This is a genomic window from Nonomuraea sp. B10E15, from assembly GCF_039871615.1.
Lineage (GTDB): Bacteria > Actinomycetota > Actinomycetes > Streptosporangiales > Streptosporangiaceae > Nonomuraea.
Genome location: NZ_JBDPMB010000009.1, coordinates 290,623 through 315,159 on the forward strand (window position 1 = coordinate 290,623; position 24,537 = coordinate 315,159).

Sequence of the window (24,537 nt, forward strand, 5' to 3'; positions counted from 1 at the left end):
CATCACTCTGCGTAGGCAGGATGAAGCCCGGAGCGAACGGCGGGGCGGCGTGTCGCCGGGGATCTGGATATTTGCCTCGATACGGTAGGCGGATCGCGCGAGGAGACCGGGCAAGTCGGCACGATCTACCCCTGTGGTCTGGTGGAATCTAGGGTTGTGAGTGGTCAGACCTGGCGGCTGGTGCGGCGCGGCAACGGCGGCCCTGTTGTGCCTCCTGTGCTCGACGAGCACCAGCGTGCCGTGGTCGAGCACGGGAGCGGGCCCCTCCTCGTCCTCGCCGGGCCCGGCACCGGCAAGACCACCACGATCGTGGAGAGCGTCGTCGACCGGATCGAGCGGCGGGGTCTCGATCCCGAGCGGGTGCTCATCCTCACCTTCAGCAGGAAGGCCGCCGAGGAGCTGCGCCAGCGCGTCACCGCCCGGCTGCGCCGCACCACCCGCACCCCGCTCGCCCTCACGTTCCACTCCTACGCCTATGCCCTCCTGCGCCGCGAGGCCGTGCTCGAAGGCAAGCCTCCGCCGCGCCTGCTCACCGGTCCCGAGCAGCTCCTGGAGATCCGCCGCCTGCTCCACGGCGAGCTCGAGAACGGCGCGCTCGACTGGCCGCCGTCGCTGCGCGAGCCGCTCAGGACCCGCGGGTTCGCCGAGGAGCTGCGCGACTTCCTGTCGCGGGCCAACGAGCGCGGCCTCGACGCCGAGCGCCTCGTCGCGCTCGGCCGGCGGCACGGGCGCGCCGACTGGGCGGCGGCCGGCCGGTTCGCCGAGCGTTATCAGGACAGGTTCGACCTCGACCCCGAGGAGACCTACGACTACGCCGAGCTCGTCAGGGCCGCCTCGGCGCTGCTGGCCCGGCCCGGGGTGCTGGCGCGCGAGCGGGCCGCGCACGACGTGGTGTTCGTCGACGAATACCAGGACACCGACCCGGCCCAGGAGCTGCTGCTCGCCCAGCTCGCGGGCGACGGCCGTGACCTGGTCGCGGTGGGAGACCCCGACCAGTCGATCTACGGCTTCAGGGGCGCCGACGTGCAGGGCATCATGCAGTTCCCCGAGCGTTTCCCGGCCCGCGACGGCCGCCCCGCGCCGGTGCTGGCGCTGCGGGTGTGCCGCAGGAGCGGCGCCGACCTCCTGGAGGCCTCGCGCCGGGTCGCCGCCCGGCTGCCGGTCGCCCCCATGCCCGACCACGCGTACGGGCACGAGCACGACCACCGCGACCTGACGCCGCTCCCCGACGCGGAGGCCGGCGACGTGCGGGTGCTGCTGGCCGACAGCACCAGCCAGGAGGCCGCCATCGTGGCCGACACCCTGCGGCGGGCCCACCTGATCGACGGCGTGCCGTGGCGCCGGATGGCGGTGCTGGTCCGCTCGGCCAAACGCCAGGTGCCGTTGCTGCGCCGGGCCCTGGTCAACGCGGGCGTGCCGACGATGATCGCGGGCGATGAGGTGCCGATCGCCCAGGAGCCCGGCGTGCGCCCGCTGCTCACGATGTTGCGGGTCGCGCTCGACCCGGCCCAGCTCGACGAGCCGGTGGCGGAGGAGCTGCTGACGGGCCCGCTCGGCGGCACCGACATGATCGGCGTACGCCGGCTCCGCCGCGCTCTCAAGATCGCCGAGAACGACGCCGTGGCCGCGCTGCGCGAGGCGGGCGCCGGCGACGACGAGCGGCCGTCAACGGCACGCTCGTCCGGCGAGTTGCTCGTCGCCGCCGTGCAGGACGCGCGCGAGCTCACCCGCGTCGAGCCTCACATCGCCCTGCCCGCCGAGCGGGTCGCGGGGCTCCTCGCCACCGCCAGGGAGGCCGCACAGCAGGAGGGCACCGCCGAAGACCTCCTGTGGGCCGTGTGGCAGAGCAGCGGCCTGGCCGCGCGCTGGACCGACATGAGCCTGGCGGGAGGCCCCAGGGGCGCGCAGGCCGACCGTGACCTCGACGCCGTGGTGGCGCTGTTCGACCACGCGGCCAGGTTCGTCGACCGCATGCCCAAAGCGGGCCCCGAGGTGTTCATCGACGACCTGGCCGCCCAGGAGATCCCCGGCGACACGCTGGCCGACCGGGCGCCCGACGGCGACGCCGTACGCGTGCTGACCGCCCACCGCTCGAAGGGCCTCGAGTGGGACGTCGTCGTGGTCGCGGGTGTGCAGGAGGGCGTCTGGCCCGATCTGCGCCTGCGCGGGTCGCTGCTCGGCGTCGAAGACCTCGTCGAGGTGGTCGAGGGCGCCGAGCCGAGCGCCGCGTCGCTGGCCTCCAAGCTGCTGGCCGAGGAGCGCCGGCTGTTCTACGTGGCCGCGACCAGGGCCAGGCGCAGGCTCGTGGTGACGGCCGTGGGCGGCGACGACACCGACGAACGGCCGTCCAGGTTCCTGAGCGAGCTGATGCCGGGCGCGGTGGAGACGGCCACGGTCGACGACCGCGCCCGCTGGCTCACCATGTCCGCGCTCGTGGCCGACCTGCGCAGCGCGGTGACCGACCCCACCAAGCCGGCGAAGATGCGCCGGGAAGCCGCGAGCCAGCTCGCCCGTCTGGCCGCAGCGGGGGTCCAGGGAGCCCACCCCAACGACTGGTACGCCCTCACCCCCATCTCCGACGATCGTGCCCTGAGCTGGCCCGACGGGGTCGTCAGCATCTCGCCGTCGGCGGTCGAGAGCTTCACCAAGTGCGGCCTGCGCTGGCTCCTGGAGACGGCGGTCGGGGCCGCGGGCACCAGCACCGCCCAGGGCCTGGGCAACGTCATCCACGCGCTGGCCGTCCTGGCGGCCACCGACCTGCCCAGCGAGGATCTCCTCGGCGACCGCCTCGACCAGGTCTGGAACGATCTCGACTTCGGCGGCGTCTGGTACAACCGCAAACAGCGCCAGGTCGCCGAGCAGATGATCGGGAAGTTCCTGCGCTGGCACAAGGAGAATCCGCGCGAGCTGGTGGCGCTGGAGGAGGCGTTCACCGCGATGCTCTCCGACGGCGTGCAGATCAAGGGCCGGGTCGACCGGGTCGAGCGCGACGGCGACAACCGCGCGGTCATCATCGACCTCAAGACCGGCGGCGCCAAACCCAGGGCGGGTGATCTCGACCGCCATCCGCAGCTGGGCGTCTACCAGCTCGCGGCGCTGCTCGGCGCGTTCGCCCGGCACGGCATGGCCGAGCCGGGCGGCGCCGCGCTGGTGCAGCTGGGCAAGGCGGCGGGCAAGAAGGACGCGCTGGAGCAGCGGCAGGGAGCACTGGCCGACGACCGCGACCCCGGCTGGGCCGCGGACGTGGTCGACACCGTGGCGACCGGCATGTCGGGCCCGTTCTTCCAGGCCAAGGTCAACGACGGCTGCCGCACCTGCGCGGCCAGGGCGAGCTGCCCGGTCAACGACAACGGGGGCCAGGTGTGCTGACCCCGGCCGAACTCGCCGGCAAGCTCGGCATCCTGCCCCCCACCCGCGAGCAGGCCGCGGTCATCGAGGCTCCGCTGGAGCCGACCGTCGTCATGGCGGGCGCGGGCTCGGGCAAGAGCGAGACGATGGCCGGCCGCGTGGTCTGGCTGGTCGCCAACGGCCTGGTCAAGCCGGAGAACGTGCTCGGCCTGACGTTCACCCGCAAGGCGGCGGCCGAGCTGGCCACGAGGGTCAGGGAGCGGTTGTCCGGCCTGGCGGAGGCCGGCCTGCTCGCGCCGGGCGCCCTCGACAACGAGCCCACCGTGTCCACCTACCACGCCTACGCCTCCCGCCTGGTGACCGACCACGCGCTGCGCGAAGGGCTGGAGCCGACCATGCGCCTGGTCACGCCCGCCGTGTCGTGGCAGCTCGCGTCGCGGGTGGTGGCGATGTACGACGGGCCGATGGACAAGATCGAGCTGGGGCCGCCGTCGGTCACGGCCGCCGTGCTGGAGCTGGCGGGCGAGCTGTCGGAGCACCTGCGCTCGCCCTCCGACGTCAGGCGGCTGGGCGGGTGGCTGAAGGACCGCCTCGCCGCGCTGCCCGGCCGCACCACGCTCGCGCAGCGCAGGCCGCTCGGCGTCCAGGAGGCCAGGGAGCAGCTGCTGCCGCTGGTGGAGGCGTACGAACTGCTCAAGCGCCGCCGCGAGGTCATCGACTACGGCGACCAGATGTCGCTGGCCGCCAGGATCGCCTCCCGTCACAAGGAGGTCGGCGAGATCGAGCGCGCCCGCTTCTCCGTGGTGCTGCTCGACGAATACCAGGACACCAGTCACGCCCAGCTCGTGCTGCTGCGCTCTCTCTACGGCGGCGGCCATCCGGTGACCGCGGTGGGCGACCCCTGCCAGTCGATCTACGGCTGGCGCGGCGCCTCCTCCGGCAACCTTCGCCGCTTTTCCCGAGATTTCCGGACAAGCTCGGGCGAGCTTGCCCCGGTCCGCCAGCTCAGCGTCAGCTTCCGCAACGGCGACCGCGTCCTCGACGTCGCCGCCCGCGTCCAGCTCCCGCTGCGCATGGAGGCCCGCGAGGTGCCGGTCCTCGTCCCCGGCCCCAACCGCGTCGACCGGGGCCGCGTCACCTGCGCCTTCCACGAGACCGCCGACGACGAAGCCGCGTGGATCGCCGACGGCATCGCCAGGATCCTCGGCCAGGAGGTCGCCCCCGACGGCATGCCATGGGGCGAGCAAGAGCGCAAGAAGACGCTCGCCGTGCAGCCCCAGGACGTCGCGATCCTGGCGCGCAAGCGCTCGCAGTTCCCGGCCCTGCGCAGGGCGCTCGAGGATCGCGACATCCCGGTCGAGGTGGTCGGCCTCGGCGGCCTGCTCACCGTGCCCGAGGTCAGCGACATCGTGGCCACCCTGCGCGTCCTCTACGACGCCACGGCCGGCGACGCCCTGGCCAGGCTGCTGGCCGGGCCGCGCTGGCGCATCGGCCCCGCCGACCTGCGGGTGCTGGGGGAGCACGCGAGAGACCTGGCCCGCGAGCTGAGCGAGAGCCACCGCGAGGACGACCCGCTCGACCAGGTGGTGGCCGACCTGGCGGAGGAGCGCGGCAGCCTGGTCGACGCGCTGGACGAGCTGCCTGACAGGGAGGAGTGGCAGGAGGCTTTCTCGCCGCTGGCCCGCACCAGGCTCGTCGCGCTCGCCCACGAGCTGCGCCAGCTCAGAGCCCACACCGCGCAACCGCTGCCCGACCTGATCTCCGAGGTCGAGCGGCGGCTCGGTCTCGACGTCGAGGTGGCAGCGCGCAGCGGCACGGTGAGCGCGTTCGCGGCGCGGGCCGACCTCGACGCGTTCCTCGACGCGGCGTCCAGATTCGCGGGCGACTCCGAGGACCCGACGCTCGGCGCGTTCCTGGCCTACCTGCAGGCGGCCGAGAGCGAGGAGTTCGGGCTGGAGGCCGGACGGGTCGGTGAGAGCAACAGCGTCAAGCTGATGACCGTGCACGCCTCCAAAGGGCTGGAATGGCCGATCGTGGTCGTGCCGGGGTTGTCGCAGCTCGTCAGCTCGAAGGGGACGATCGCCACGGGCAGCGTGTTCCCCGCCACCCCGGTCACCAACAGCCGCTGGACGGACAACCCGCGCAAGCTCCCCTACTCCCTGCGCGGCGACGCCGCCGATCTGCCCAGGCTGGGAGGGTTGAGCAAGGAGGAGCTGGCCGCGTTCGACGAGCGCTGCCGCGAGCGCGACCTGATGGAGGAGCGCAGGCTCGCGTACGTCGCGGTGACCCGGGCCCACTATCACCTGATCGCCTCCGGCTACCGCTGGGGCACCGCGACGAAGCCGCTGGAGCCGTCCGACTTCCTGCTGGAGATCCGCGACACCGCCGACCGCGTCTCGTTCTGGGCCGGCGACCTCGCGGAGGGGGCCACCAACCCGCTGCTCGCCGAGCCCGCCGAGGCCGTCTGGCCCGTCACGCCGGAGGGGCTGCGCTACGAGTCGGTGCTCGACGGCGCCCGCCTGGTCGAGGACGCGCTCTCGGGCAGGCTCGCCGGCTCACCCGCCGAGGAGGAAGAGGCGGGGGAGCCGCTGCGCTCGTTCGAGGAGGAGCGCCTGCGCGCCTGGGAACGCGACACCGACCTGCTCCTGCGCGAGCGCGAGCTGCACCGGCGCCGGCCCGCGACGACCGTCGAGCTGCCCGCGAAGCTGACCGTGTCGTCGCTGGTCACGCTGGCCGCCGACCCGCGCGAGCTGGCCCGCAGGATCCGCCGTCCCGTCCCGGCCAAGCCCGCGCCGCTGGCCCGGCGGGGCACGTCGTTCCACAAGTGGCTGGAGACGCGCTGGGACCAGCAGCGGCTGATCGACGACTTCGAGCTCGACCTGTACGACGAGCTCGAAGAGGCCGACGTGCGCCTGGCCGAGCTGCAGGAGCGGTTCGAGGAGAGCGAGTGGGCCGACCGGCGGCCGGTGGAGCTCGAGGTGCCGTTCGAGACCATGATCGCCGACCGGCTGGTGCGCGGGCGGATGGACGCCGTCTTCGAGCGGCCCGGCGGCTACGAGGTCGTCGACTGGAAGACCGGGCAGCCGCCCAGGGGCAGGAAGGCCAGGGCGGCGTCGGTGCAGCTGGCGGCGTACCGGCTGGCCTGGTCGCAGCTGGCGGGCGTGCCGCTGGAGCGGGTGGGCGCGGCCTTCCACTACGTACGCGCGAACCGCACGGTGCGCCCGGTCGACCTGCTCGACGCCGACGGCCTGGTGGCGCTCGTCGAGAGCGTCAGGATCGCAGATAGTGGAAAGCCGGCTTCGGGTGCATGAGGAAGTCGTGGTGCGAGATGTTCCAGGCGTAGGCGCCGGCCATCTCGAAGACCACGGTGTCGCCCACGCGGGCCGTGGTCACAATATTTCGGGCGAAAACGTCTTTCGGGGTGCACAGCTGGCCGACGAACGTCAGCGGCTCGCCGGCGACCCCCGGCCCTGACCCCGTGGGAAGCACCGTGAAGGGCTGGTCGTGGCCCTTGGTGGCCGGCGTGCGCAGGTGGTGCGTGCCGCCCAGCACGATCGCGTACGCCTCGCCGCGCACCCGCTTCACGTCCACGACCCTGGTCACGTAGAAGCCGCAGTAGACGGTCAGCGCCCGGCCCGGCTCGATCCGCAACCGCCTCCCCTGGCCCAGCGCCGCCAGCCCCGCCCCGTACGCCTCCCAGCCGAACCTCGTCTCAGGCGCGGCGTACGAGACCGCCATGCCGCCGCCCAGGTTGACCTCGTCGTACGCGTCCCCGAGCAGGATCCCGGCCAGCCGCAGCAACTCGTCCGCGTCCAGCCCGCTGGCCAGATGAGCGTGCAGGCCGCGCAGCCGCACCCGCTCGCCGAACAGCGGCAGGCACTCGGCCACGCCCTCCTCGTCCATCCCGAACGGGCCGCTCATCGTGAGTGCCGCCCCCTCCACCGGCAGGTCGGGATTGAGCCGGAGCAGCACGTCGGCCTCCAGGCCCGTGGCGAGCAGGCGGCGCAGCTCGTTCGGCGACTCCACGTGGAGGCGGTGGTGCGGCAGGCGCAGTTCCGCGTCGGTCTTGCCCGGGCCGCCGAGCGCCACCGGCATGCCCGGGAACAGGCTCGTGACGTGGGCGTGCTCGCCGCCCGACGACACCTCGAACCCGTCCACGTGCCCGGCCAGCACGCGCAGCAGCTCGGCGTCGGGGTTGGCCTTGACGGCGTAGTACAGCTCGGCCGCCCCCAGCGCCCGCCGTACGGACGCGACGTGCTCGTCCAGCGCGGGCAGGTCATAGAGGTAGGCCGGGACGGCGGGCAGGCTCGTGGCGGCGGCCTCGACGCGGGCGCTGATCATGCGAGCGGGTTCGCGATCGGGACGTAACCGGCGGCCCGGTCGGCCGCCCTGGCCCAGCGCACGCCCAGGTTCGCCTTGGCCGGCAGCGGCGCCCCTGCCAGCAGGTCCGACAGGGGCAGCGGCCGGCCCAGCTCGCCGGCCTGGCGGGCCAGCAGGTCGCGGGCGACGCGCCACAACGCGCGCAGCAGCGCGTCGTCGGGTCCGGCGAGCGTCGCGGCGATCTCGGTGAGGTGGTTGACGAGCAGGCAGTAGACCACCCGGGCCCAGCCCCGCTCGGCGTCGTAGGTGAGAGCCCTGGCGACGTCGGGGTGCAGGCCGCCGAGGTCGTGCCGGCCCTCGACGAGCTTGGTGCCCTCCAGGTCGCGGAAGACGGCCTGCGCGGGCAGCCCGGAGGTGTCCAGGCCGACCAGGACGTTCTGCAGGTGGGGCTCCAGCACCACGCCGTGCGCGAAGTACAGCTCCAGCACCGGCAGCGCCACCACCCGCACGTACGCCTCCCACCACGGCAGCGGATCCAGGGCGGGGGCGTCGAGGGCGAGGGCGGCGGCCAGCACCGGGGTCACGCCGGGGGAGCAGGCGGCCCACGGGCTCTGCCTGACGATCACGCCCAGCCCTTCGAGCAGCCTCAAGCTGAGGGTGGCCGAACGGTAACCGGGTTCTGGCAGCCAGCGGGTGGCGGGATGCCGGGCCGACACGTCACGAAAGAGGGGTTCTAGTCGCCTGGTCAGCTCCACGGCCCCGGCCAGCTCGTACCAGGCGTTCTTCCGCACGCAGTTCGTGATCCGTACATCGAGGGAGAACTTCAGGCAGACCTCCGCCTCCGGGGCGTACACCGTCCGTACGGACGAGGTCGGCTGCACCACGGGACCCGGTCCGAGGTCGACCAGGTCGGCACCGAACGCGGGCCGCAGCAGGTCGAGCTGCCACGGATGCGCGGGCAGCAGCCGGTAGCCCGCCGGCGCGTCGCCCATCGCGTCGAGCGCCGACGCGTCCCCGTCCTGCGCGACGAGGTCCGCCCGCACGCCGAGCAGCCTGAGGGGGAACTCGGCGTGCGCCTCCGGCGCGTACCGCAACCAGCCGGACCCGTCCCGCGCCTTCGGGCTGGGGTGGAACGGATGGCCGAACACGAGCGCCTGCTCCGACGCCAGCCACGGATCGGCGGGCGGCACGGCCGTGCCCCTGGCCGTCAGGATCGCCGCCACGGCATCCCTGCTGGCCGCCACCTGACCGGCGAACTCGCCGTTGCACCCGAGCCCTCCCAGCTCGGCCTCGACCAGACCGATCAGCTCGTCCGTGGTCAGCGCCTGCCACGCGCCGCCGGCCAGGCGCTCCGGCGGGCCGTCGAAACGCAGCGCGGCGCCGCCGCGGGCACGCACGCGCAACAGCGTGCCCGCGACCCGCAACAGCAGGTACGGCGGCGCCGGCCACACCAGGCCGCGCGGCCCGGCCACCTCCCGCACGCAGCAGCGCAGCAGGGCCGCCAGCGTCGCCTCCTCGGCCAGGGCGGAGGGCGCCGCCACGGCCAGTCCCTCAAGGCTCGGCATTCACGCTCTCCTCAGATAGTTGGGCCCGCTGGTCCCGTAGAACTTGTTGATGTCGCGGGCGCCGGACCGCTCCTTCGACACGAGCGTCCCGGCTGTGATCATGGACTTGCCGGTCAGCCTGGCCGCGTCGAGCGTCCGGGCGCGCAGGAGCCTGGCCATGGGGTCGTCGCCGTACTCGGCGAGCGCCTCGGCCAGCGTGTCGCGCAGCAGCGCGGACGCGCGGGCGTGCGGCAGTGCCCCGAACGTGACCGCCGCGGCGGCCAGGTGCAGCGTGATGGTCACGAACACGTCGGCCAGCGCGTGCGGATCGTCGTTCAGCATGCGCCCGTCCCCGAACTCCGGCACCGCCACCCCGGCGGCGGCCAGCCGCGCCGGTGAGGCCAGCAGCCCGTCGTTGTCCTTGACGAGCAGCTGCATGCGGTCTCCCCCGAGGACCAGGGCGAGGTTCTGCTGGTGGGCCTCCAGCGCGACGCCGTAACGCACGAAAAGCCGTACGTTCCACCGCAACAGCAGCCGCAGATAGCCGGGCAGCACGTCGCCCACCTCGTCGAGCACGCCGGGAGCGGTCAACGCGGCGACCGGCACGAGCTCGCCCGCGGGCAGCCGCCTGGCCATCCACGCGAGATGTTCGTCCCCGGTCTGCGCGTAGGTCTGCTCGTCGGCCAGCAGCACGTCCGGATCGGCCAGCTCGCGCAGCAGCAGCTCGGCTCTGGCGCCGTCGGCCAGCGTCCCCGGCTTGATCGAGCGGCGGTTCCTGGCCCCCAGCGTGCTGATCGGCAGCGGCAGCTTGAGATGCGACAGGGGGGTGACCTCGACCGTCCGCATGGACAGGGTGGGCCGCACGGTGACCGCGGCCTGGTCGAGCAGGCGTACGCCGTCGATCTTCCGCACCTCGCCGGTGGTCAGCGGGTGCACGGGGAACAGCGCCTCGTGCGGCCCCACGGGCAGCCCAGGGTCGGCCTCCGCGGGAAGGCGTACGGCGGAGCCCGGCGCGAGCGCGTCGCGCGGCACGGCCGCCCACCGCAGCTCGAAGGCGGGCCCGAACTCCGGCGCGTAGGCCACCAGCTCGTCCTCGGACAACCCCGGCCGGGCGCGGGAGGTCGGATAGACCGGATGGTCCACGAACGCGGCCCGCGTCTCGTACGACGGCCGCCGCCCCAGCACCTCGTCCGCCCGGGAGTCGTGCGCCTCCAGCGCGGCCATCGCCGCCAGGCACTCCTCGAAGAACGCCGCCACCCCTTCGGCGTCGGCGGGGTCGGCCACCTCCACGAGCGTCTCCAGCACCTGCTCCAGCCCCAGCCGCTCGCCCTCGGCGACCACGAAGTCCTGGAACAGCAGCCCTGGCGCCAGGCGCACCCAGCGGCCGTCCGCCAGCAGCAGCCCGACGCCGTCCCTGGTCCTGGTGACGCGGGAGGACAGCCCGCCGTAGTCCTCGCGCAGCAGGGCGTTCAGCACCCGCGCGGCGAGGTACGCCTCCCTGGCGCTCATCCGAGCACCCACGGCCGGCGGGCCCGGTAGTCGGCGATGGCCGCGTCGACCCGCGCCCGGTCGGGCCCGACCGCGCGGACGACGCCCAGGTAGTCGCGGTTGGTGTGGGTGAGGGAGACGACGTCGCCGACGGCCCGCAACGGCCGGTGCCAGAGCCGTACGTCACCGGCGACGACGCAATCGTGGCCGGGCGCCTGCTTGACCGTCCCGGGCCGGTCGGCGACCAGGCTGACCGCGCTGCCGTACCCGGTGGCCTCGGGGGCCGCGGGCGCCGGCTCGCCGAGGTGCACCCGCAGGATCCACGCGAACAGCGGCGCCCCGAGCACGTCGCCCAGCAGGAAGTCGCAGTGGTCGCCGATCACCCGGTAGTTGACCTCGACGATCCTCGGCCCGCGCGGGGTGACGACGTACTCGGTGTGGCAGGCCCCGAACCCCGCTCCGAGCGCCCGCAACGCCTCCAGCACGTGCCCGTGCGGCCCGTCGGGCGCCCAGTCGAGCCGCTCCTCCACGAAGTACGGCAGCGGCCCCAGCGTCGTCTCGAACCCGCCGAGCACCCGCAGCCCGGTGCTGTCACCCAGCGTCTCCAGCGTGCGCAGCGGCCCTTCGAGGTATTCCTCCACGACCAGCGCCTCGCCTGGCCGCCGCTTCCTGAGCTCGGCCACGGCCCGGTCCAGGTCTCGCTCGACGAGCATGACGTCCTCGCTGGCCACGCCCTCGCGCGGCTTGAGCACGACCGGGTAGGGCGGGTCGCCGGGGACCGGGTCGCCGGGCGCGAGCCGTACGGTGAAGACCCGCTCGACCCCCGCCTCCCGCAGCCGGCGCCGCATGAGGAACTTGTTCTTGGCCGCCACGCACGCCCGCCAGTCCTTGCCGGGCAGCCCGAAGTAGTCGGCGGCCAGAGCCGTCTCCGCCTGCAGGTGGTCGGAGTTGGAGAAGATCGCGTCGGGTCTGCCGAGCTGTTCGACCGTGTCGATCAGCGCGCGCGGATCCCGCACGTCGCACGCGACCGCGTGCGGATGCTGCTCGGGCCGGTCCGTCAGGATCGTCACCTCGCAGCCCAGCGCGCGTGCCGCGGGCAGGAAGCCGTCCGTCACGGAGTCGGTCGGTTTGAGCGCGGTCAGGTAGAGCCGCAACGCGAGGACCCCCAGAAGAATCAGGTAAGCCTTACCTAACTCATCGATCGTAGCTCAGAGAGATCATCGCGTCGCCCGGATAGGTTAATCGGCCGCCAACTGCGAGGTCATAGGATGACATGGAATTCGGGAGGGGATGATCGGTGGAGACGACCGCGGAAGAGCAACTCATCGGACCACTGCTTCTGGCGCGGGGCACCGTCGACAGATCCGTGCTGCTGCGGGCCGACGAACGCCGGCTGGAGCAGGCGTGGTCCGATCCGGCGACCAGGGTGCTGGTGATCGACAACGGTCACACGCTGGTGCGCCGGCAGGGAGATGAGGTGCAGGCGGTGCTCTTCACCACCGCGGAGGCGCCCCCGGGGCCGCGCTATCTCCTCGGCGTGGAAAGCGGAGCCGCCTACTTCGCGGTCGCCGCGCCGCTGCCCGGCGTCTCCGGAGGCGACGGAAACGGCCGCGTGACCGTCCCGCTGAGCCTGCGTGACACGCCCGACGGCGTGCCGGTGCCGGCCGGGCTGCGCCAGGCGGGCGGCCTGCTCGGCGACCGCGACGCGGGCCTGCTGGTCTACGCCGTGGCGCTGGAGGCCTGGCACGCGACCCACGAGTTCTGCCCGCGCTGCGGCACCCGCACCACGATCCAGGCGGGCGGCCACATCCGCGTCTGCCCGCAGGACTCCAGCCAGCACTTCCCGCGCGTCGACCCAGCCGTGATCATGCTGATCCGCGACCCCGACGACCGCTGCCTGCTCGCCCGCGGGCCGCAGTGGCCGCAGGGCCGCCTGTCGATCCTGGCGGGGTTCGTCGAGCCGGGCGAGTCGCTGGAGGCCGCCGTCGCGCGCGAGGTGGCGGAGGAGGTCGGCATCACGATCGCCAACCCGCGCTATCTCGGCAGCCAGCCGTGGCCGTTCCCCCGCAGCCTCATGCTCGGCTTCTTCGCCGACGCCACGACCACCACCCTGACACCCGACGCCGACGAGATCGCCGAGGCGCACTGGTTCTCCCGTGAGGAGCTGGTGCGGGCGCTCGACTCGGGCGAGCTGCGCCTGCCGCCCCCGGTGTCGATAGCCCGCCGCCTGATCGAGACGTGGTACGGCGGCGAGCTGACCGGCGACTGGTGATCAGGCGGGCGCGAGCAGGGCCTTGACCTCGATGGCCGACGGGTTGGTGCGCACGACGCGGCCGGCCGGGGTGTCGATCACGACGGTCGGCACCACCTGGTTGCCGTTGTTGACGCTCATCACGAACTCCGCGGCGGCGGGGTCACGCTCGATGTCGACCTCGTCGTAACTGATGCCCTCGCGGGTCAGCTGAGACTTGAGCCGCTTGCAAGGGCCGCACCACGTGGTGCTGTAGATCGTGAGCGCCATGTTGGGAAATCCCTCCAAGGTCAGGAAGACAGGCGCTCGGTGCAACAACGCGACCCTGCGGCTTAATCCCGGCCGCCTGATCCCCGGCCGTCTAGCCGATGCGCTCGGCGATCCAGGCCTGCACGCGCTCGGCCACGCCGGGCATGCGGTAGAGGGGTGCGCTGTGGTTGCTCCCCGGCGCGGCGTAGACCGTCACGGGGACTCCGACCTGGCCCAGCATCTGCTTGAGCAGATGGCTCTGCACCGGCGGCACGAACTCGTCCTTCGAGTGCACGGCCAGCACCGGCGCGTCCTTGCGGCTGGCGTGCCAGGCCACCTCCATGCTGGCCCACACGCGCGAGCACTTGCCCTTGGGATGGCAGTTGCCCGCCAGGCGGATGGCGGCGGTGCGCAGCTTGCGCTTGTTCCGCTCGATGGCCTTCGCGCCGTCGGCGTACGCGCGCAGCGGCGAGATGATCGGCGACAGGCCCACCACGCCCTTGAGGCCGGCCATGCCGTCGCCGTAGGTGCCGACGGCGGCCGCGATGTGGCCGCCGGCGGAGAAACCGACCACCACGTAGTTGCTCGGATCGAACGCCCACCTGTCGGCGTGCTTGCGGGCCGTCGCGATCGCGGCCAGCGCGTCGGTGCGCTGCGCCGGCCAGGCGGCGTCGCCGGACAGGCGGTAGTTGAGGTTGAAGACCGTGTAGCCGAGCTCGGCGTAGCTCCGGGTGATCTCCTTCATGTATCTCTTGTCGCCGCTGGACCACCAACCGCCGTGGATCAGGAAGACACCCGGGCGCTCCATGCCGTCGGGAGTCCACCACACGTCCATGCTCTGGCGCTTGTGGCGGCCGTACGCGACGGTTTCTAACGCAAGACCCCCAAGCCCATCCGGATACAGGGGATTACTCACCGTAGGGCCTGGTGTGGGCTCCCTGGTCGCATTCGCGGCGACGACCGGTGTGAGCACAACGGCAGCGAGCGTCAGAACACCCACAGTGACCGCAGTTCGCACGGCCTTCCTTTCCCCCATGCAGATGGTCGGCCCCATTGTGGGGGAAGAGACCAGTAGTTTGCATCTTGTTGGCTATGAACATACGCCGGCAGGCATGTTGCCAGAATAAAGCGCATGGCCGCCACTCCTTGGGAATATGTACGGGTGAACAACGGTGAACAACGTGGATGACGTTCTGATCGGTCTCGATCCCGAGCAGCGGGCGGTCGCCGAGGCCGTGCGGGGGCCGGTGTGCGTGCTGGCCGGCGCGGGCACGGGCAAGACCAGGGCGATCACCCACCGCATCGCGTACGCGGTCCGCAGCGGCGTCGTCGAGGCGCGGAGCGTCCTGGCTGTGACGTTCACCACGCGCGCGGCGGGCGAGCTGCGCCAGCGCCTGCGCGCGCTGGGCGCGCCCGGGGTGCAGGCGCGCACCTTCCACGCGGCGGCGCTGCGCCAGCTCACCTACTTCTGGCCGCGGGTCATCGGCGGCGAGGCGCCTTCCGTGATCGAGTCGAAGTTGCCGGTGCTGGTGGAGGCCTGCCGACAGGTCCGGAGAAATCCCGACAGGTCCGAGCTGCGAGACATCGCCGCCGAGGTCGAATGGGCCAAGGTCACCCAGATCGGCCCGGAAGACTACGTCGCGGCCGCGGCCAAGCACCACCGCGCCCCTCCCGTGCCGGCCGAGGAGGTGGCCCGCCTCTACGACACGTACGAGCAGATCAGGCGCGAACGCCACCTGGTCGACTTCGAGACCATTCTCGAGCTGACCGCGGCCGTGATGACCGAGCACCAGGAGGTGGCGGCCCAGATCCGCCAGCAGTACCGCTACTTCGTCGTCGACGAATACCAGGACGTCAACCCGCTGCAGAAGCTCCTGCTCGACACCTGGCTCGGCGGGCGCGACGACATCTGCGTGGTCGGCGATCCCAACCAGACCATCTACTCCTTCACCGGAGCGAGCCCTCGCTACCTCACCGGGTTCGCGGTGGAGCACCCGGAGGCCGCCGTCATCAAGCTGGTGCGCGACTACCGCTCCACCCCCCAGGTGGTCGACCTGGCCAACCTCGTCATCGCCAAGGGCAGGTCCCCCCACCGCCTCGAACTCGTCGCCCAGCGCCCCGACGGCCCGAGGCCGGCGTTCGCCGACTACGACGACGAGCCCGCCGAGGCCGTGGGCGTGGCCAGAGCCATCAGGAAGCTCCTCGACAAGGGCGTGCCCTCGCGCGAGATGGCCGTGCTCTTCCGCGTCAACTCCCAGTCAGAGGCCTACGAGGAGGCCCTGTCCAAGGCCGAGATCCCCTACGTCCTGCGCGGCGCCGAGCGCTTCTTCGAACGGCCCGAGGTGCGCCAGGCGGTCGTCCTCCTGCGCGGCGCCGCACGCTCCGCGGCCGGCGAACCCCTGGCCTCCGAGGTCCACCACATCCTCGCCGGCATCGGCCTGACCCCCACGCCCCCCTCCGGAGGCGGCAAGGCCCGGGAGAAGTGGGAGTCGCTGAAAGCCCTGGCCGACCTCGCCGAGGACATGGCCGCCGAGGGTGCCGACCTGCCCACGTTCGTGGCCGAACTCGAACGCCGCGCCTCCGAGCAGCACGCCCCGCCCGTCGAAGGTGTCACCCTCGCCTCGCTCCACGCCGCCAAGGGCCTGGAATGGGACGCCGTGTGGCTGGTCGGCCTGACCGACGGCATGCTGCCCATCATCTACGCGGAGACCCCCGACCAGATCGAGGAGGAACGCCGCCTCCTCTACGTCGGCATCACCCGAGCCCGCGAGCACCTCTCCCTGTCCTGGGCCCTCGCCCGCGCGCCGGGCGGGCGCAAGAGCCGCCGCCCCTCCCGATTCCTCGACGGCCTCACCGGCCGCGCCTCCACCCCGGCCCGCATCGCATCGCCGTCCCGCGAACGCCGCCAGGTGGCCGCGCCGGTCAGCTGCCGCGTCTGCGCGAAGACGCTGGTGGCGGCCGCGGAACAGAAACTCGGGCGCTGCTCGACGTGTCCCGCCGACTACGACGAGGCCCTCCTCGAACGCCTGAAGGCCTGGCGCACGGCCACGGCCAAGGAAGCCAAGATCCCGCCGTACGTCGTCTTCACGGACGTCACCCTCCAGGCGATCGCGGAACGCGCGCCTGAGACGGAGCAACAACTGCTGTCGATCGCGGGCATCGGCAAGGTCAAGTTCGACCGCTACGGCGAAGCCGTCCTCGCCCTGTGCCGCCATCACTGACCACACCAGGGACTGACACGATCATGTCCATGACCTTCGCACCTCCACCGGAGACCGCGGCCTGGCGACACCTCGGCGCGCGCACCGGCTTCGAGGTGGTCTATTTCCGTCCGGCGGGCGGAGGCGGACACCGCGTCGAGGGCTGCACGACGGCCGTCGAGGACAGGATGACCTGGGCGGTCGACTACGCGATCGACGTGGACCGCGACTGGGCCACCCGGCGTGCGGAGATCAGGAGCCGGTCGGCGGCCGGGCTCCGGCACACCGTCCTGGAGCGACGGTGACGGCGGCTGGCGGATCGACGGCGTGCCGGCCTCTCACCTGGGCGGCTGCCTGGACGTGGATCTGGAGTCGTCGGCGGTGACCAACACGTTCCCCGTGCACCGGATGCGCCTGGCCGTGGGCGGCGGAGCCGGCGCCCCGGCCGCTTACGTCCGCGCCGCCGATCTCACCGTCGAGCGCCTCGACCAGCGCTACGTCCGGGTCGCCGGCGACGGCCAGGGACAACGTTACGACTACGAGGCGCCGGTCTTCGGCTTCGCCTGCCGCCTGGCCTACGACGCGTCAGGGCTCGTCCTCGACTACCCCGGTCTGGCCGTCCGGGCTCTGTGACCCGGCGAGGAGGACCCCGGCGTCGCCCGACCGTCCAGGACGGACGCTCAGGAGACGGATGCCGGAAGCGGCCACAACCTGTCCGCTACTCCTGCGATGGTGGTCTCTCTGGGAACCGCGACAGGGCCGGCGCCTGCGGGTGCCGGGCCGGAACGAGCCCAGGAAAGAGAGCCCCGGAGAAGGAGCAGGGCATGAGCATGCGCAAGCTGGGCCGCACCGGAATCCAGGCCGCCCACGTCCTGCCCGGGCACCATGATGGTCGGCCAGGCCGGCATCCCCGGCCACAACGACTCCACACACCGGGCCACGGGGATCAACGTCATCGGAACCACCCGCGTCTCGGCCGTCACGCGCCCCGAGTCACGCCGCAGACCGGCCGGCGAGCGCGTCGATGCATGGTGATCCGATGACCGTTCTCGACACCAGGGCGCTCAACCGCGCGACGCTGGCCCGGCAGTTACTGCTCGACCGCGCCGACCTGCCGGTCATCGAGGCGGTCGAGCACCTTTGCGGCCTGCAGGCCCAGGAGCCGCAGGAACCGTTCGTCGGGCTGTGGTCGCGGCTGCGCGCGTTCGACCCGGCGGTGCTCTCGGACCTGCTGGTACGGCGCAGCGTGGTGCGTACCCATCTCATGCGCCGTACCGTCCACCTCGTGACCGCCGACGACGTCCTGGCCTGGCGGGCCCGCCACAACGCCATGCTGCGCCAGCGGGTGCTCGGGGTCTACCGGAGTCAGCTCGCCGGGGTCGATCTCGACGAGCTCGCCGCGGCCGGGCTCGCGGTGATGGCCGACGGCCGGCCCCGCTCGATGTCCGAGCTCGCGCGGGCGGTCGCCGGCCGCTGGCCGGAGCCAGGTCCGCGGCCGCTGGGAGAGATGCTGGTCGCCGCCCTCATCCCGATGGTGCAGCTTCCGCCACGCGGGCTCTGGCGCACGAAGGCCGGAGTGCGCAACGTCCCCATCTCGTCCTGGCTGGGCCGCGACATCGACCCACCCGCCACGGACGGCTCCGACCCCGCGGGCCAAGCACTGGTACGCCGCTACCTCGCCGCGTTCGGCCCGGCCGCCACCGCCGACCTGCGCGCATGGTCAGGCCTGGCCGGACTGCCGGCCGCCGTCTCCGCGATACGCGGCGAGCTGATCAGCTTCCGCGACGAGAGAGGCCGGGAACTCCTGGACCTCCCCGACGCGCCACGACCCGATCGCGGCACACCAGCCCCGATCCGGTTCCTGCCGGCCTTCGACAACGCGCTCCTCGGCTATCACGACCGCAGCCGTATCGTCGACGACGCCCACCGCGGCCTTTCCGTGGCCGGCGAGCGCGTGGTCCTGGTCGACGGCAGGGTCGCCGCGACCTGGACCGTCGAGGAGGACACCGTGCACGTCACCCCGCTGCGCCCCTTCTCCCGTGCCGACCGCGACGCCGTTGCCGAGCAGGGGCAGGCGCTGGCGGCGTTCCTGTCCGACGGCGACAACCACCGCGTGCAGATCGCCGCCTCCGCCGGATGAGGACGAGATCTTCACCGCCCTCGAGAAAAGGGCCAGCCAGTGCTGTGCGGGGGGCGTACTCACCCGCGACGCGTGTGAAATGTCGGCTGACCCGTGACCCCGGCGAAACCGTGGCACGAAATCATCAGACAAGCCAGGCCCCCTTGTGGCCTGAATCCAGCGGCACGTCACACTTGTCCCGAAGACCGGAGAAGCGAAGGGGACCGACCACGTGAACGAGGCGCTGAAGGAGTTGCTGGACCTGCTCGACCTTGAGCAGATCGAGCTGGACATCTTCCGGGGGAGAAGCCCGGAGGAGCGCATTCAGCGCGTCTTCGGCGGTCAGGTAGCGGCCCAGGCTCTGGTGGCGGCCGGCCGTACGGTGCCCAAGGACCGCAACGTGCACTCCCTCCACGCCTACTTCATCCGCCCGGGCGACCCGTCCATCCCGATCGTCTACAACGTCGACCGCCTCCGCGACGGCCGTTCGTTCACCACCCGACGCATCGTGGCGGTCCAGCACGGCAAGGCGATCTTCACGATGTCGGCGTCGTTCCACGTCGCCGAGGAGGGCGTGGCGCACCAGGCGTCCGTGATGCCGGTGGTGCCGGATCCCGAGACGCTTCCCACGTTCAAGGACAGGATGTACGAGCTGGTCGCCGATCATCCTGATCTGCGCGACTGGTTGTCACGCCCGCGCCCGGTCGACGCGCGCTACGCCTCGCCGCTCACGTGGGAGGCGTACCAGAACCCGGAGCTGCGCAGCGCCGAGACGAACGTGTGGTTCCGCTATGACGCCGAGTTGCCCGACGACCCGCTGCTGCACGTCGTGCTGGCCGCGTACGCCTCCGACTTCACGCTGGTCGACACGATACTGCTGGCGCACGGCATGGCTTGGGGAGCCTCGGACATCGTGGGCGCCTCGCTGGATCACGCCATGTGGTTCCACGGACCGTTCCGGGCCGACGACTGGCTGCTCTACGCGCAGGAGTCCCCATGGTCGGGGAGGGCGCGGGGCCTCGCGCGGGGCGAGATGTTCAACGCGTCCGGCGAGCTCGTGGTCTCGGTCGTCCAGGAGGCGATGATCCGCCAGACGAAGTAGGCCGGAATCGCCTGCCCACAGCAGGCCGAGGAGCCTGTGAAATGTAACGAAATCGCAGGTAGAAAATATGTTGCCGGTTCCTGGGTTCCCGGTTTAGGGTCTTGGTCAAGCGAGTCGGGCAGTCCTGCTCCGACGATCTCAGAGGGAGGAGAGTCACTGTGATCAGCATCAAGATGCCAGCCACGATGTGGCTCGCCTCCGCGTGCCGTGACTCGGTGAGACTCGTCGATGGTCCCACGAAGTTCCGGCAGGAGAAGTCTGTCCGTAGTCAGGCCGCCGCCTATGCGCACGCCCACTTCGGCGCTGCCGCCGCACAGGCAGCTCCTGTCTACACCGCTCGTATCGAACTGCCGGCCAACCAGCTCACCAAGGGTGGACTGCGCGGTCCGCATCCCTGGCGGGATACCCCGGTCATAACCTGACCGGGAAGACCCCACCAGGCCGCGGATCCGCAGACAGGATCCGCGGCCTTCTTGTTTGTCCGTGATCCCCCGACCACCCACGAGGTGCCCGAACAAGATCAAGATCGATCAAAGGAGAAAGCAGATGGGGGCGAAGACGATCATGGACCTGATCGACGAAGCCGAGATCCCCTGTCGTACCGACCCTGACCTGTGGTTCGCCGAGTCGCCGGAGGACGTGGAGTTCGCCAAGGCTCTCTGCGGCGGCTGCCCGATCCAGAAGGCCTGCCTGGCTCGTGCGCTCGAGCGCGAGGAGCCTTGGGGCGTCTGGGGCGGCGAGCTCATCCTCAGGGGAACCATCATTCCTCGCAAGCGTCCGCGCGGGCGTCCCCGCAAGCACCCGGTCGCTGCCTGAAACACCGCACCTACGAGCAAGAAAGCGAAACCTGATGATCACTCAGTCGACGAGAAGCCTCGCAGTGCCGGATCTCATCCATGAGTTGGTGAATGACCGAATACAAACGCTTCATCGAGAGGCGGAGGAGCAACGCCTCATCGTGCGCCTCCGTCGCGTGGAGCGGGCACGGCGTGGGGTCAGGCGGGCGAACGACCGCCTCCGCAAGGCCCTGAGCCACCCGTTCTGATCGGGGAGATCCTGCCGCCGGCGCAGGATCTCTCCTTGAGCTCCCAACAATGAGAGCCGGGCGCGTCCAGCGCCCGGCTCTTCCTTTTTCCCGGGTACGTTACCCCACGGGTCTCACCTGGCCCAGCGAGGGATCTCACCCCGCAACGACGAGCTGCCCAGCAGAGCCTCCCGGTGATCCGTGCGGACGGTCGGACCTCGCGGGACGGCATCGCTGGGCAGCTCTGCCACATCGCGGGGCACGGTGTCGGACGCCGGGGTAAGGGGTGCGGGGCGTCGCGTGCCTCGCGCGCGCCGAGCGATCCGACGGGGCCGCGGGATCACTCGCCACGATCTCTGCCGTGCCTCTTCTCAAGGCACGGCGCTGGTCAGGGGCCGGTCAGGCAGTGAACGGCGGGGATGTCGCCGGGCACGCCCGGCGCCGACGGGTCGACCACGGTGGTGAGCTCGCCGACGCTGGAGGCGAGGCAGATGGCGATGGCCGACGGGTCGACAACAGCGTTCGCAGCGGGGGCGGCGAAGAGCAGGCCCGCCGCCGCGAAGGCGGTAACCGCTGGCAGACGCGCGGATCTATTCATGGAGGTCCTTCCACGTTCAAAATCGTGACTCTCTGCATTCAGATAATTACATAGAGTAGTCAAGTCGCGGTAGAGCGAACGTCGAATTCTCATCGACGAGCCCGGCCAGGCACCTCGTTGACCCATGACCTGTCGCCCGCCCGGTCCCGGCCAGGTTGCGTCCAGTCAGCGAACCCGTTCGACCCAGGCCAGGCGCACATCGATCCTGGTCGACCTGCCGCAAGAGTCCGTCGCGGCAGGAAGGCGGCGCCGTCGAGCCCAACGGGAACGGGCCGCGGTCAACCGATGGCCAGGGCCTCGTCATCGGGGTCGTCGGCGAAACCAGGAACCCAGCGGATCACCTCGTCGCGGAAGCGTGCTGTGGCGCCCAACTGGCACAGAACACCCACGCCCGCCGCATGGACCCGGTGGATGAGCACGTACGACGTCGGCAGGTTGAGCTGGCGGACCACGTTGGTGGGGCGGAGGTCCGTGACGCTGGCGACCTGGGCCTGCAGCCACTCCCGGCTGAACGTGAATTCCTCCACCGCGGTCGGCTCGACATAGGGGGCGAGAAAGGCCCGCAACGCGTCGGGGTCGATCTGGATGTCCTCGCGGATGAAGCCCTCCTTGCGCAGGCCCCGCATGACGGTCTCCATGTCGCCCTGGTTGAAGATGCGGGTCAGCTGGCCGAACGACTTGGGGTAGCCGTCGGGCAGGCGGTTGACCGCGCCGAAGTCGAGAACGCCGAGCTTGCCGTTGTCGAGCATGCGGAAGTTGCCGGGGTGGGGGTCGGCGTGCAGCATGCCGACGCGCGCGGGGGAGCAGAAGAGGAAACGCACGAGAAGCAGGCCGGCCCGGTCGCGCTGCTCCTTGGTGCCCTCGGTGATGATCCGGGACAGCGGTGTGCCGTCCATCCACTCGCTGACCAGCACCATCTCGTTGGCCGCGACGACGTCGGGGACGTGGAAATCAGGGTCGCCGTCGAACTCCAACGCGAACGCGTGCTGAGCCTCGGCCTCCCTGAGATAGTCGAGCTCCTCGGCGATCCGCTCCCGCAGCTCGCTCAGCACGGCCTTCATGTCGAGGCCGGGCAGCAGCGTCCCGAACACCTTGCCCAGGCGTGCCAGCTGCGCGAAGTCGCCGAGCAGCGCCTTGCCCGCCCCTGGATACTGGATCTTGACGGCCACGTCGCGGCCGTCGTGCCACACGGCCCTGTGCACCTGGCCGATGGAGGCTGCGGCCGTCGGCCGGTCGTCGAAGGACAGGAAGTGCTGCCGCCAGTCGTCACCCAGTTGTTCCGTGAGCACGGTGTGAACCGTGGAGGCGGGCAGCGGGGGAGCGGCGTCCTGGAGTTTGGTCAGCGTGGCGCGGTAGGGGCCGGCGATCTCCTGCGGCAGCGCCGCCTCGAAGATCGACAGCGCCTGCCCGAGCTTCATCGCTCCGCCCTTGAGCTCGCCCAGGACCTTGAAAACCTGCTCGGCAGTACGCTGCTGCACCTCCTGCGCCACGATCTCGGCGGACTTGCCGCCGAGGCGTTTGCCCAGCCCCAGGGCGGTGCGCCCCGCGAAACCGAGCGGAAGGGCGGCCAGCTTGGCGGAGCGCGTGACGGCACGGCGTGGAAGATCGCTCACACTCATGCGCGAACCTCGAAAGATCCGCTTCCCCCCTTCGTGGTCGTCCCTGAGCACGTCAGTCGCGGTTGTCATGCCATGACCATTCTTAGCGAATAAGGATTGTTTCGCATACAACGACATTGCGGGTGAATGGTCCAGGACCGCCTTTTCCAACGCCAATCAGGGGTTACGTCCATTGTGCCGTTGGTCACAGCGGACTCCCGGCCATCGAGATGAGCAAGCGCGTGGCCGGTCGCCGCGGCTGCGACCAGGGCAGCCAGCGTCGAGTCGCAGGCGATCTCGCCGGCCGGATAACCACCCAGCCTCGCAGTGACGATAGGCCAAGCCGGGTCGTGGTCGCGCCGGGTCAGGTCGAGACAGTGCAGGCACGCGCTCTCTGCGGGCAGGACCAGCGGACCGACGACGCCATGGCCCTCGAAGGCCGACGCCAGGAGATGCGGGATGCGCAGCGCGGTCAGCTCGTTGACCAGCACCCCGTCGAGCGCGCCGACCGGCGCCAGGACGACGAGGTCGGGCCGATCCGTGGTGTCCCCCAGATACGGCCCTCCGGCCAAAGCGTTGACGGACGGCGTGAACTCGCCTTCCTCAGGCGAACCCGCCCTGCCCGGCCGAGGCCCGGTGTCCCGAGCAGGCGGTCGACGAATCCCACGCCCGCCCGCGGACGCCGCCGCACCAGACCGAGAACCGGACGAGGACGCAGCGACTCCCACAGACCGGGACGGAAGGTCGGACTCGGCGTCGGGGCCGGGCTGGGACGGACGGCCGCGGTCGGAATCGGGCTGGGACGGACGGCCGCCGTCGGGGCCGCGGCGGCGCGGGCTGTCGCCATCGGGGACCGCCCGGGATGGCCGGGTCGTTCCCGGCGCGGGAGATGACGGGACGGCCGGCCGTGACCGCGCCGCGAGGGCGGAGGGCGCGGGAGCCGCGGCTGGACGGGCTTCGCGTGACCTTTGACCCGAAGTCGTGGCCGGCGATCCGCGGTGAGCGGTGGCGGAGCGCGTTTGTGGAGGTGGAGCGGGCGCGGGGACGGGTGGCGTGCGGCCGCCGGAGGTGAGCCTTCTGGCGACCGCGACCGCGCCGGCCTCGCGAGTCAGGCCCAGCTCTGCCCACGTCAGACCGCCCGGCGTGATGTCGCCCGGCCGGACGACGCCCGGATCGAACACCCGGACGTTGCCCACCCCGGCGCCCGCCAGCAGCGCCACGACCTGCGCTCCCACCCGCCCGGCCCCATAGACCCGCACCCGCTTGTGCCTGCGCCGCTCCAGCACGGCGATTCCGCCTTCGGGCGAGGTCGATGCCAGATCGAGGGCGTCGAGATCCGGCCGCAGACGGTCTCGCTCGGCCAGCGGGAGGTCACGAAGGGCGCCAGGACCGGCGGAGGCGTCGTGGAGGGCTCCTTGCGAGGTGAGCTGGTCGAGCAGGGAACGGGCTTGGTCTTCTTCAAGACCTGCGCGGCCCGCATCGCGCAGGACTCGCTCCAGATCGCGGGTGCCGTCGAGACTCTCGATCCATGCGCGGACCGGGCGGGTCAGACCGCTCAGCATGACGGCCCTGAGGGGATGCACACCCAACTGGAGGGTGTGCTCGTCGCGGACGATACGCCGGAGGGCGGGCTTCACACGTGGCCTCATGGCGGGAAGGCTCGCACGCGTCGGCAGGATTCCGTGCGGATTCCTCC

The 24,537-nt window shown here is 71.7% G+C and carries 17 protein-coding genes and 1 pseudogene; 9 read left to right on the plus strand and 9 right to left on the minus strand.

Annotated features, from left to right (window positions below; translation table 11 throughout):
* The first annotated feature begins 156 nt into the window (after nucleotides 1-156).
* Nucleotides 157-3,369: an ATP-dependent DNA helicase gene (locus ABGB14_RS25970; RefSeq protein ID WP_347646428.1), complete on the plus strand. Its 3,213-nt coding sequence runs from the start codon at nucleotides 157-159 to the stop codon at nucleotides 3,367-3,369.
* Entirely contained in the window at nucleotides 3,363-6,659 is a 3,297-nt protein-coding gene (locus tag ABGB14_RS25975) for an ATP-dependent DNA helicase (protein WP_347646429.1), read from the plus strand. Before ABGB14_RS25970 ends, ABGB14_RS25975 begins: the two co-directional genes overlap by 7 nt.
* Here the strand turns inward: ABGB14_RS25975 and ABGB14_RS25980 are convergent.
* Genes ABGB14_RS25980 through ABGB14_RS25995 form a run of 4 tightly spaced genes read right to left on the minus strand, consistent with a single transcriptional unit; the run spans nucleotide 6,619 to nucleotide 11,854 of the window.
* Entirely contained in the window at nucleotides 6,619-7,689 is a 1,071-nt protein-coding gene (locus ABGB14_RS25980) for a type III PLP-dependent enzyme (RefSeq protein ID WP_347646430.1), read from the minus strand. The genes ABGB14_RS25975 and ABGB14_RS25980 overlap by 41 nt on opposite strands.
* Complete coding sequence (locus tag ABGB14_RS25985) at nucleotides 7,686-9,233, minus strand: IucA/IucC family protein (protein WP_347646431.1); 1,548 nt, start codon at nucleotides 9,231-9,233, stop codon at nucleotides 7,686-7,688. Before ABGB14_RS25985 ends, ABGB14_RS25980 begins: the two co-directional genes overlap by 4 nt.
* Nucleotides 9,234-10,721 (minus strand): IucA/IucC family protein, encoded by a 1,488-nt coding sequence (locus ABGB14_RS25990; RefSeq protein ID WP_347646432.1) that lies wholly within the window; start codon nucleotides 10,719-10,721, stop codon nucleotides 9,234-9,236. It lies immediately after the preceding gene.
* Nucleotides 10,718-11,854, minus strand: coding sequence for a siderophore biosynthesis protein (locus ABGB14_RS25995; protein ID WP_347646433.1), 1,137 nt, complete (start codon nucleotides 11,852-11,854; stop codon nucleotides 10,718-10,720). Before ABGB14_RS25995 ends, ABGB14_RS25990 begins: the two co-directional genes overlap by 4 nt.
* Nucleotides 11,855-11,997: 143 nt before the next feature.
* Here ABGB14_RS25995 and nudC point away from each other — a divergent pair, with 143 nt between their 5' ends.
* Nucleotides 11,998-12,972 (plus strand): NAD(+) diphosphatase, encoded by a 975-nt coding sequence (nudC, locus tag ABGB14_RS26000; protein ID WP_347646434.1) that lies wholly within the window; start codon nucleotides 11,998-12,000, stop codon nucleotides 12,970-12,972.
* Here the strand turns inward: nudC and ABGB14_RS26005 are convergent, their stop codons facing one another.
* Together ABGB14_RS26005 and ABGB14_RS26010 are read right to left on the minus strand one after the other, a co-directional pair.
* Nucleotides 12,973-13,221, minus strand: a complete 249-nt coding sequence (locus ABGB14_RS26005; protein ID WP_347646435.1) for a mycoredoxin — start codon at nucleotides 13,219-13,221, stop codon at nucleotides 12,973-12,975.
* Nucleotides 13,222-13,312: 91 nt separating this feature from the next.
* Nucleotides 13,313-14,035 carry an alpha/beta hydrolase gene (locus ABGB14_RS26010; RefSeq protein ID WP_347646436.1) on the minus strand — a complete coding sequence of 241 codons (723 nt, stop codon included), beginning with the start codon at nucleotides 14,033-14,035 and terminating at the stop codon, nucleotides 13,313-13,315.
* 346 nt (nucleotides 14,036-14,381) lie between these two features.
* Between ABGB14_RS26010 and ABGB14_RS26015 the strand changes: the two genes are divergently transcribed.
* The 6 genes and pseudogenes from ABGB14_RS26015 to ABGB14_RS26040 all read left to right on the plus strand — a co-directional run bounded on the left by ABGB14_RS26015 (nucleotide 14,382) and on the right by ABGB14_RS26040 (nucleotide 20,437).
* A complete protein-coding gene (locus ABGB14_RS26015) occupies nucleotides 14,382-16,421 on the plus strand; it encodes an ATP-dependent DNA helicase UvrD2 (protein ID WP_347646437.1) in 2,040 nt (679 codons plus the stop codon).
* Between the two features lie 29 nt (nucleotides 16,422-16,450).
* A pseudogene (locus ABGB14_RS26020) lies at nucleotides 16,451-17,033 on the plus strand (putative glycolipid-binding domain-containing protein).
* A 406-nt stretch (nucleotides 17,034-17,439) separates the two neighbouring features.
* Entirely contained in the window at nucleotides 17,440-18,540 is a 1,101-nt protein-coding gene (locus ABGB14_RS26025; RefSeq protein WP_347646438.1) for a winged helix DNA-binding domain-containing protein, read from the plus strand.
* Nucleotides 18,541-18,751: 211 nt separating this feature from the next.
* Nucleotides 18,752-19,621 carry an acyl-CoA thioesterase II gene (locus tag ABGB14_RS26030; RefSeq protein WP_347646439.1) on the plus strand — a complete coding sequence of 290 codons (870 nt, stop codon included), beginning with the start codon at nucleotides 18,752-18,754 and terminating at the stop codon, nucleotides 19,619-19,621.
* 158 nt (nucleotides 19,622-19,779) lie between these two features.
* A complete protein-coding gene (locus ABGB14_RS26035; RefSeq protein WP_347646440.1) occupies nucleotides 19,780-20,043 on the plus strand; it encodes a hypothetical protein in 264 nt (87 codons plus the stop codon).
* 124 nt (nucleotides 20,044-20,167) lie between these two features.
* Entirely contained in the window at nucleotides 20,168-20,437 is a 270-nt protein-coding gene (locus ABGB14_RS26040) for a WhiB family transcriptional regulator (RefSeq protein ID WP_132333100.1), read from the plus strand.
* A 596-nt stretch (nucleotides 20,438-21,033) separates the two neighbouring features.
* Here the strand turns inward: ABGB14_RS26040 and ABGB14_RS26045 are convergent.
* From ABGB14_RS26045 to ABGB14_RS26055, 3 genes are all read right to left on the minus strand, one after another.
* Entirely contained in the window at nucleotides 21,034-21,243 is a 210-nt protein-coding gene (locus ABGB14_RS26045; protein WP_347646441.1) for a hypothetical protein, read from the minus strand.
* Nucleotides 21,244-21,521: 278 nt separating this feature from the next.
* Entirely contained in the window at nucleotides 21,522-22,856 is a 1,335-nt protein-coding gene (locus ABGB14_RS26050) for an AarF/UbiB family protein (protein ID WP_347646442.1), read from the minus strand.
* 71 nt (nucleotides 22,857-22,927) lie between these two features.
* Nucleotides 22,928-24,478 (minus strand): hypothetical protein, encoded by a 1,551-nt coding sequence (locus ABGB14_RS26055; protein ID WP_347646443.1) that lies wholly within the window; start codon nucleotides 24,476-24,478, stop codon nucleotides 22,928-22,930.
* Between the last annotated feature and the right edge of the window lie 59 nt (nucleotides 24,479-24,537).

What these genes read in the sequence shown, in the direction of transcription:
- ABGB14_RS25980 (WP_347646430.1), bottom strand. Translation starts at nt 7,689, where the DNA reads ATGATCAGCGCCCGCGTCGAGGCCGCCGCCACGAGCCTGCCCGCCGTC.
- ABGB14_RS25985 (WP_347646431.1), bottom strand. Translation starts at nt 9,233, where the DNA reads ATGCCGAGCCTTGAGGGACTGGCCGTGGCGGCGCCCTCCGCCCTGGCC.
- ABGB14_RS25990 (WP_347646432.1), bottom strand. Translation starts at nt 10,721, where the DNA reads ATGAGCGCCAGGGAGGCGTACCTCGCCGCGCGGGTGCTGAACGCCCTG.
- ABGB14_RS26005 (WP_347646435.1), bottom strand. Translation starts at nt 13,221, where the DNA reads ATGGCGCTCACGATCTACAGCACCACGTGGTGCGGCCCTTGCAAGCGG.
- ABGB14_RS26010 (WP_347646436.1), bottom strand. Translation starts at nt 14,035, where the DNA reads ATGGACGTGTGGTGGACTCCCGACGGCATGGAGCGCCCGGGTGTCTTC.
- ABGB14_RS26025 (WP_347646438.1), top strand. Translation starts at nt 17,440, where the DNA reads ATGACCGTTCTCGACACCAGGGCGCTCAACCGCGCGACGCTGGCCCGG.
- ABGB14_RS26040 (WP_132333100.1), top strand. Translation starts at nt 20,168, where the DNA reads ATGGGGGCGAAGACGATCATGGACCTGATCGACGAAGCCGAGATCCCC.
- ABGB14_RS26045 (WP_347646441.1), bottom strand. Translation starts at nt 21,243, where the DNA reads ATGAATAGATCCGCGCGTCTGCCAGCGGTTACCGCCTTCGCGGCGGCG.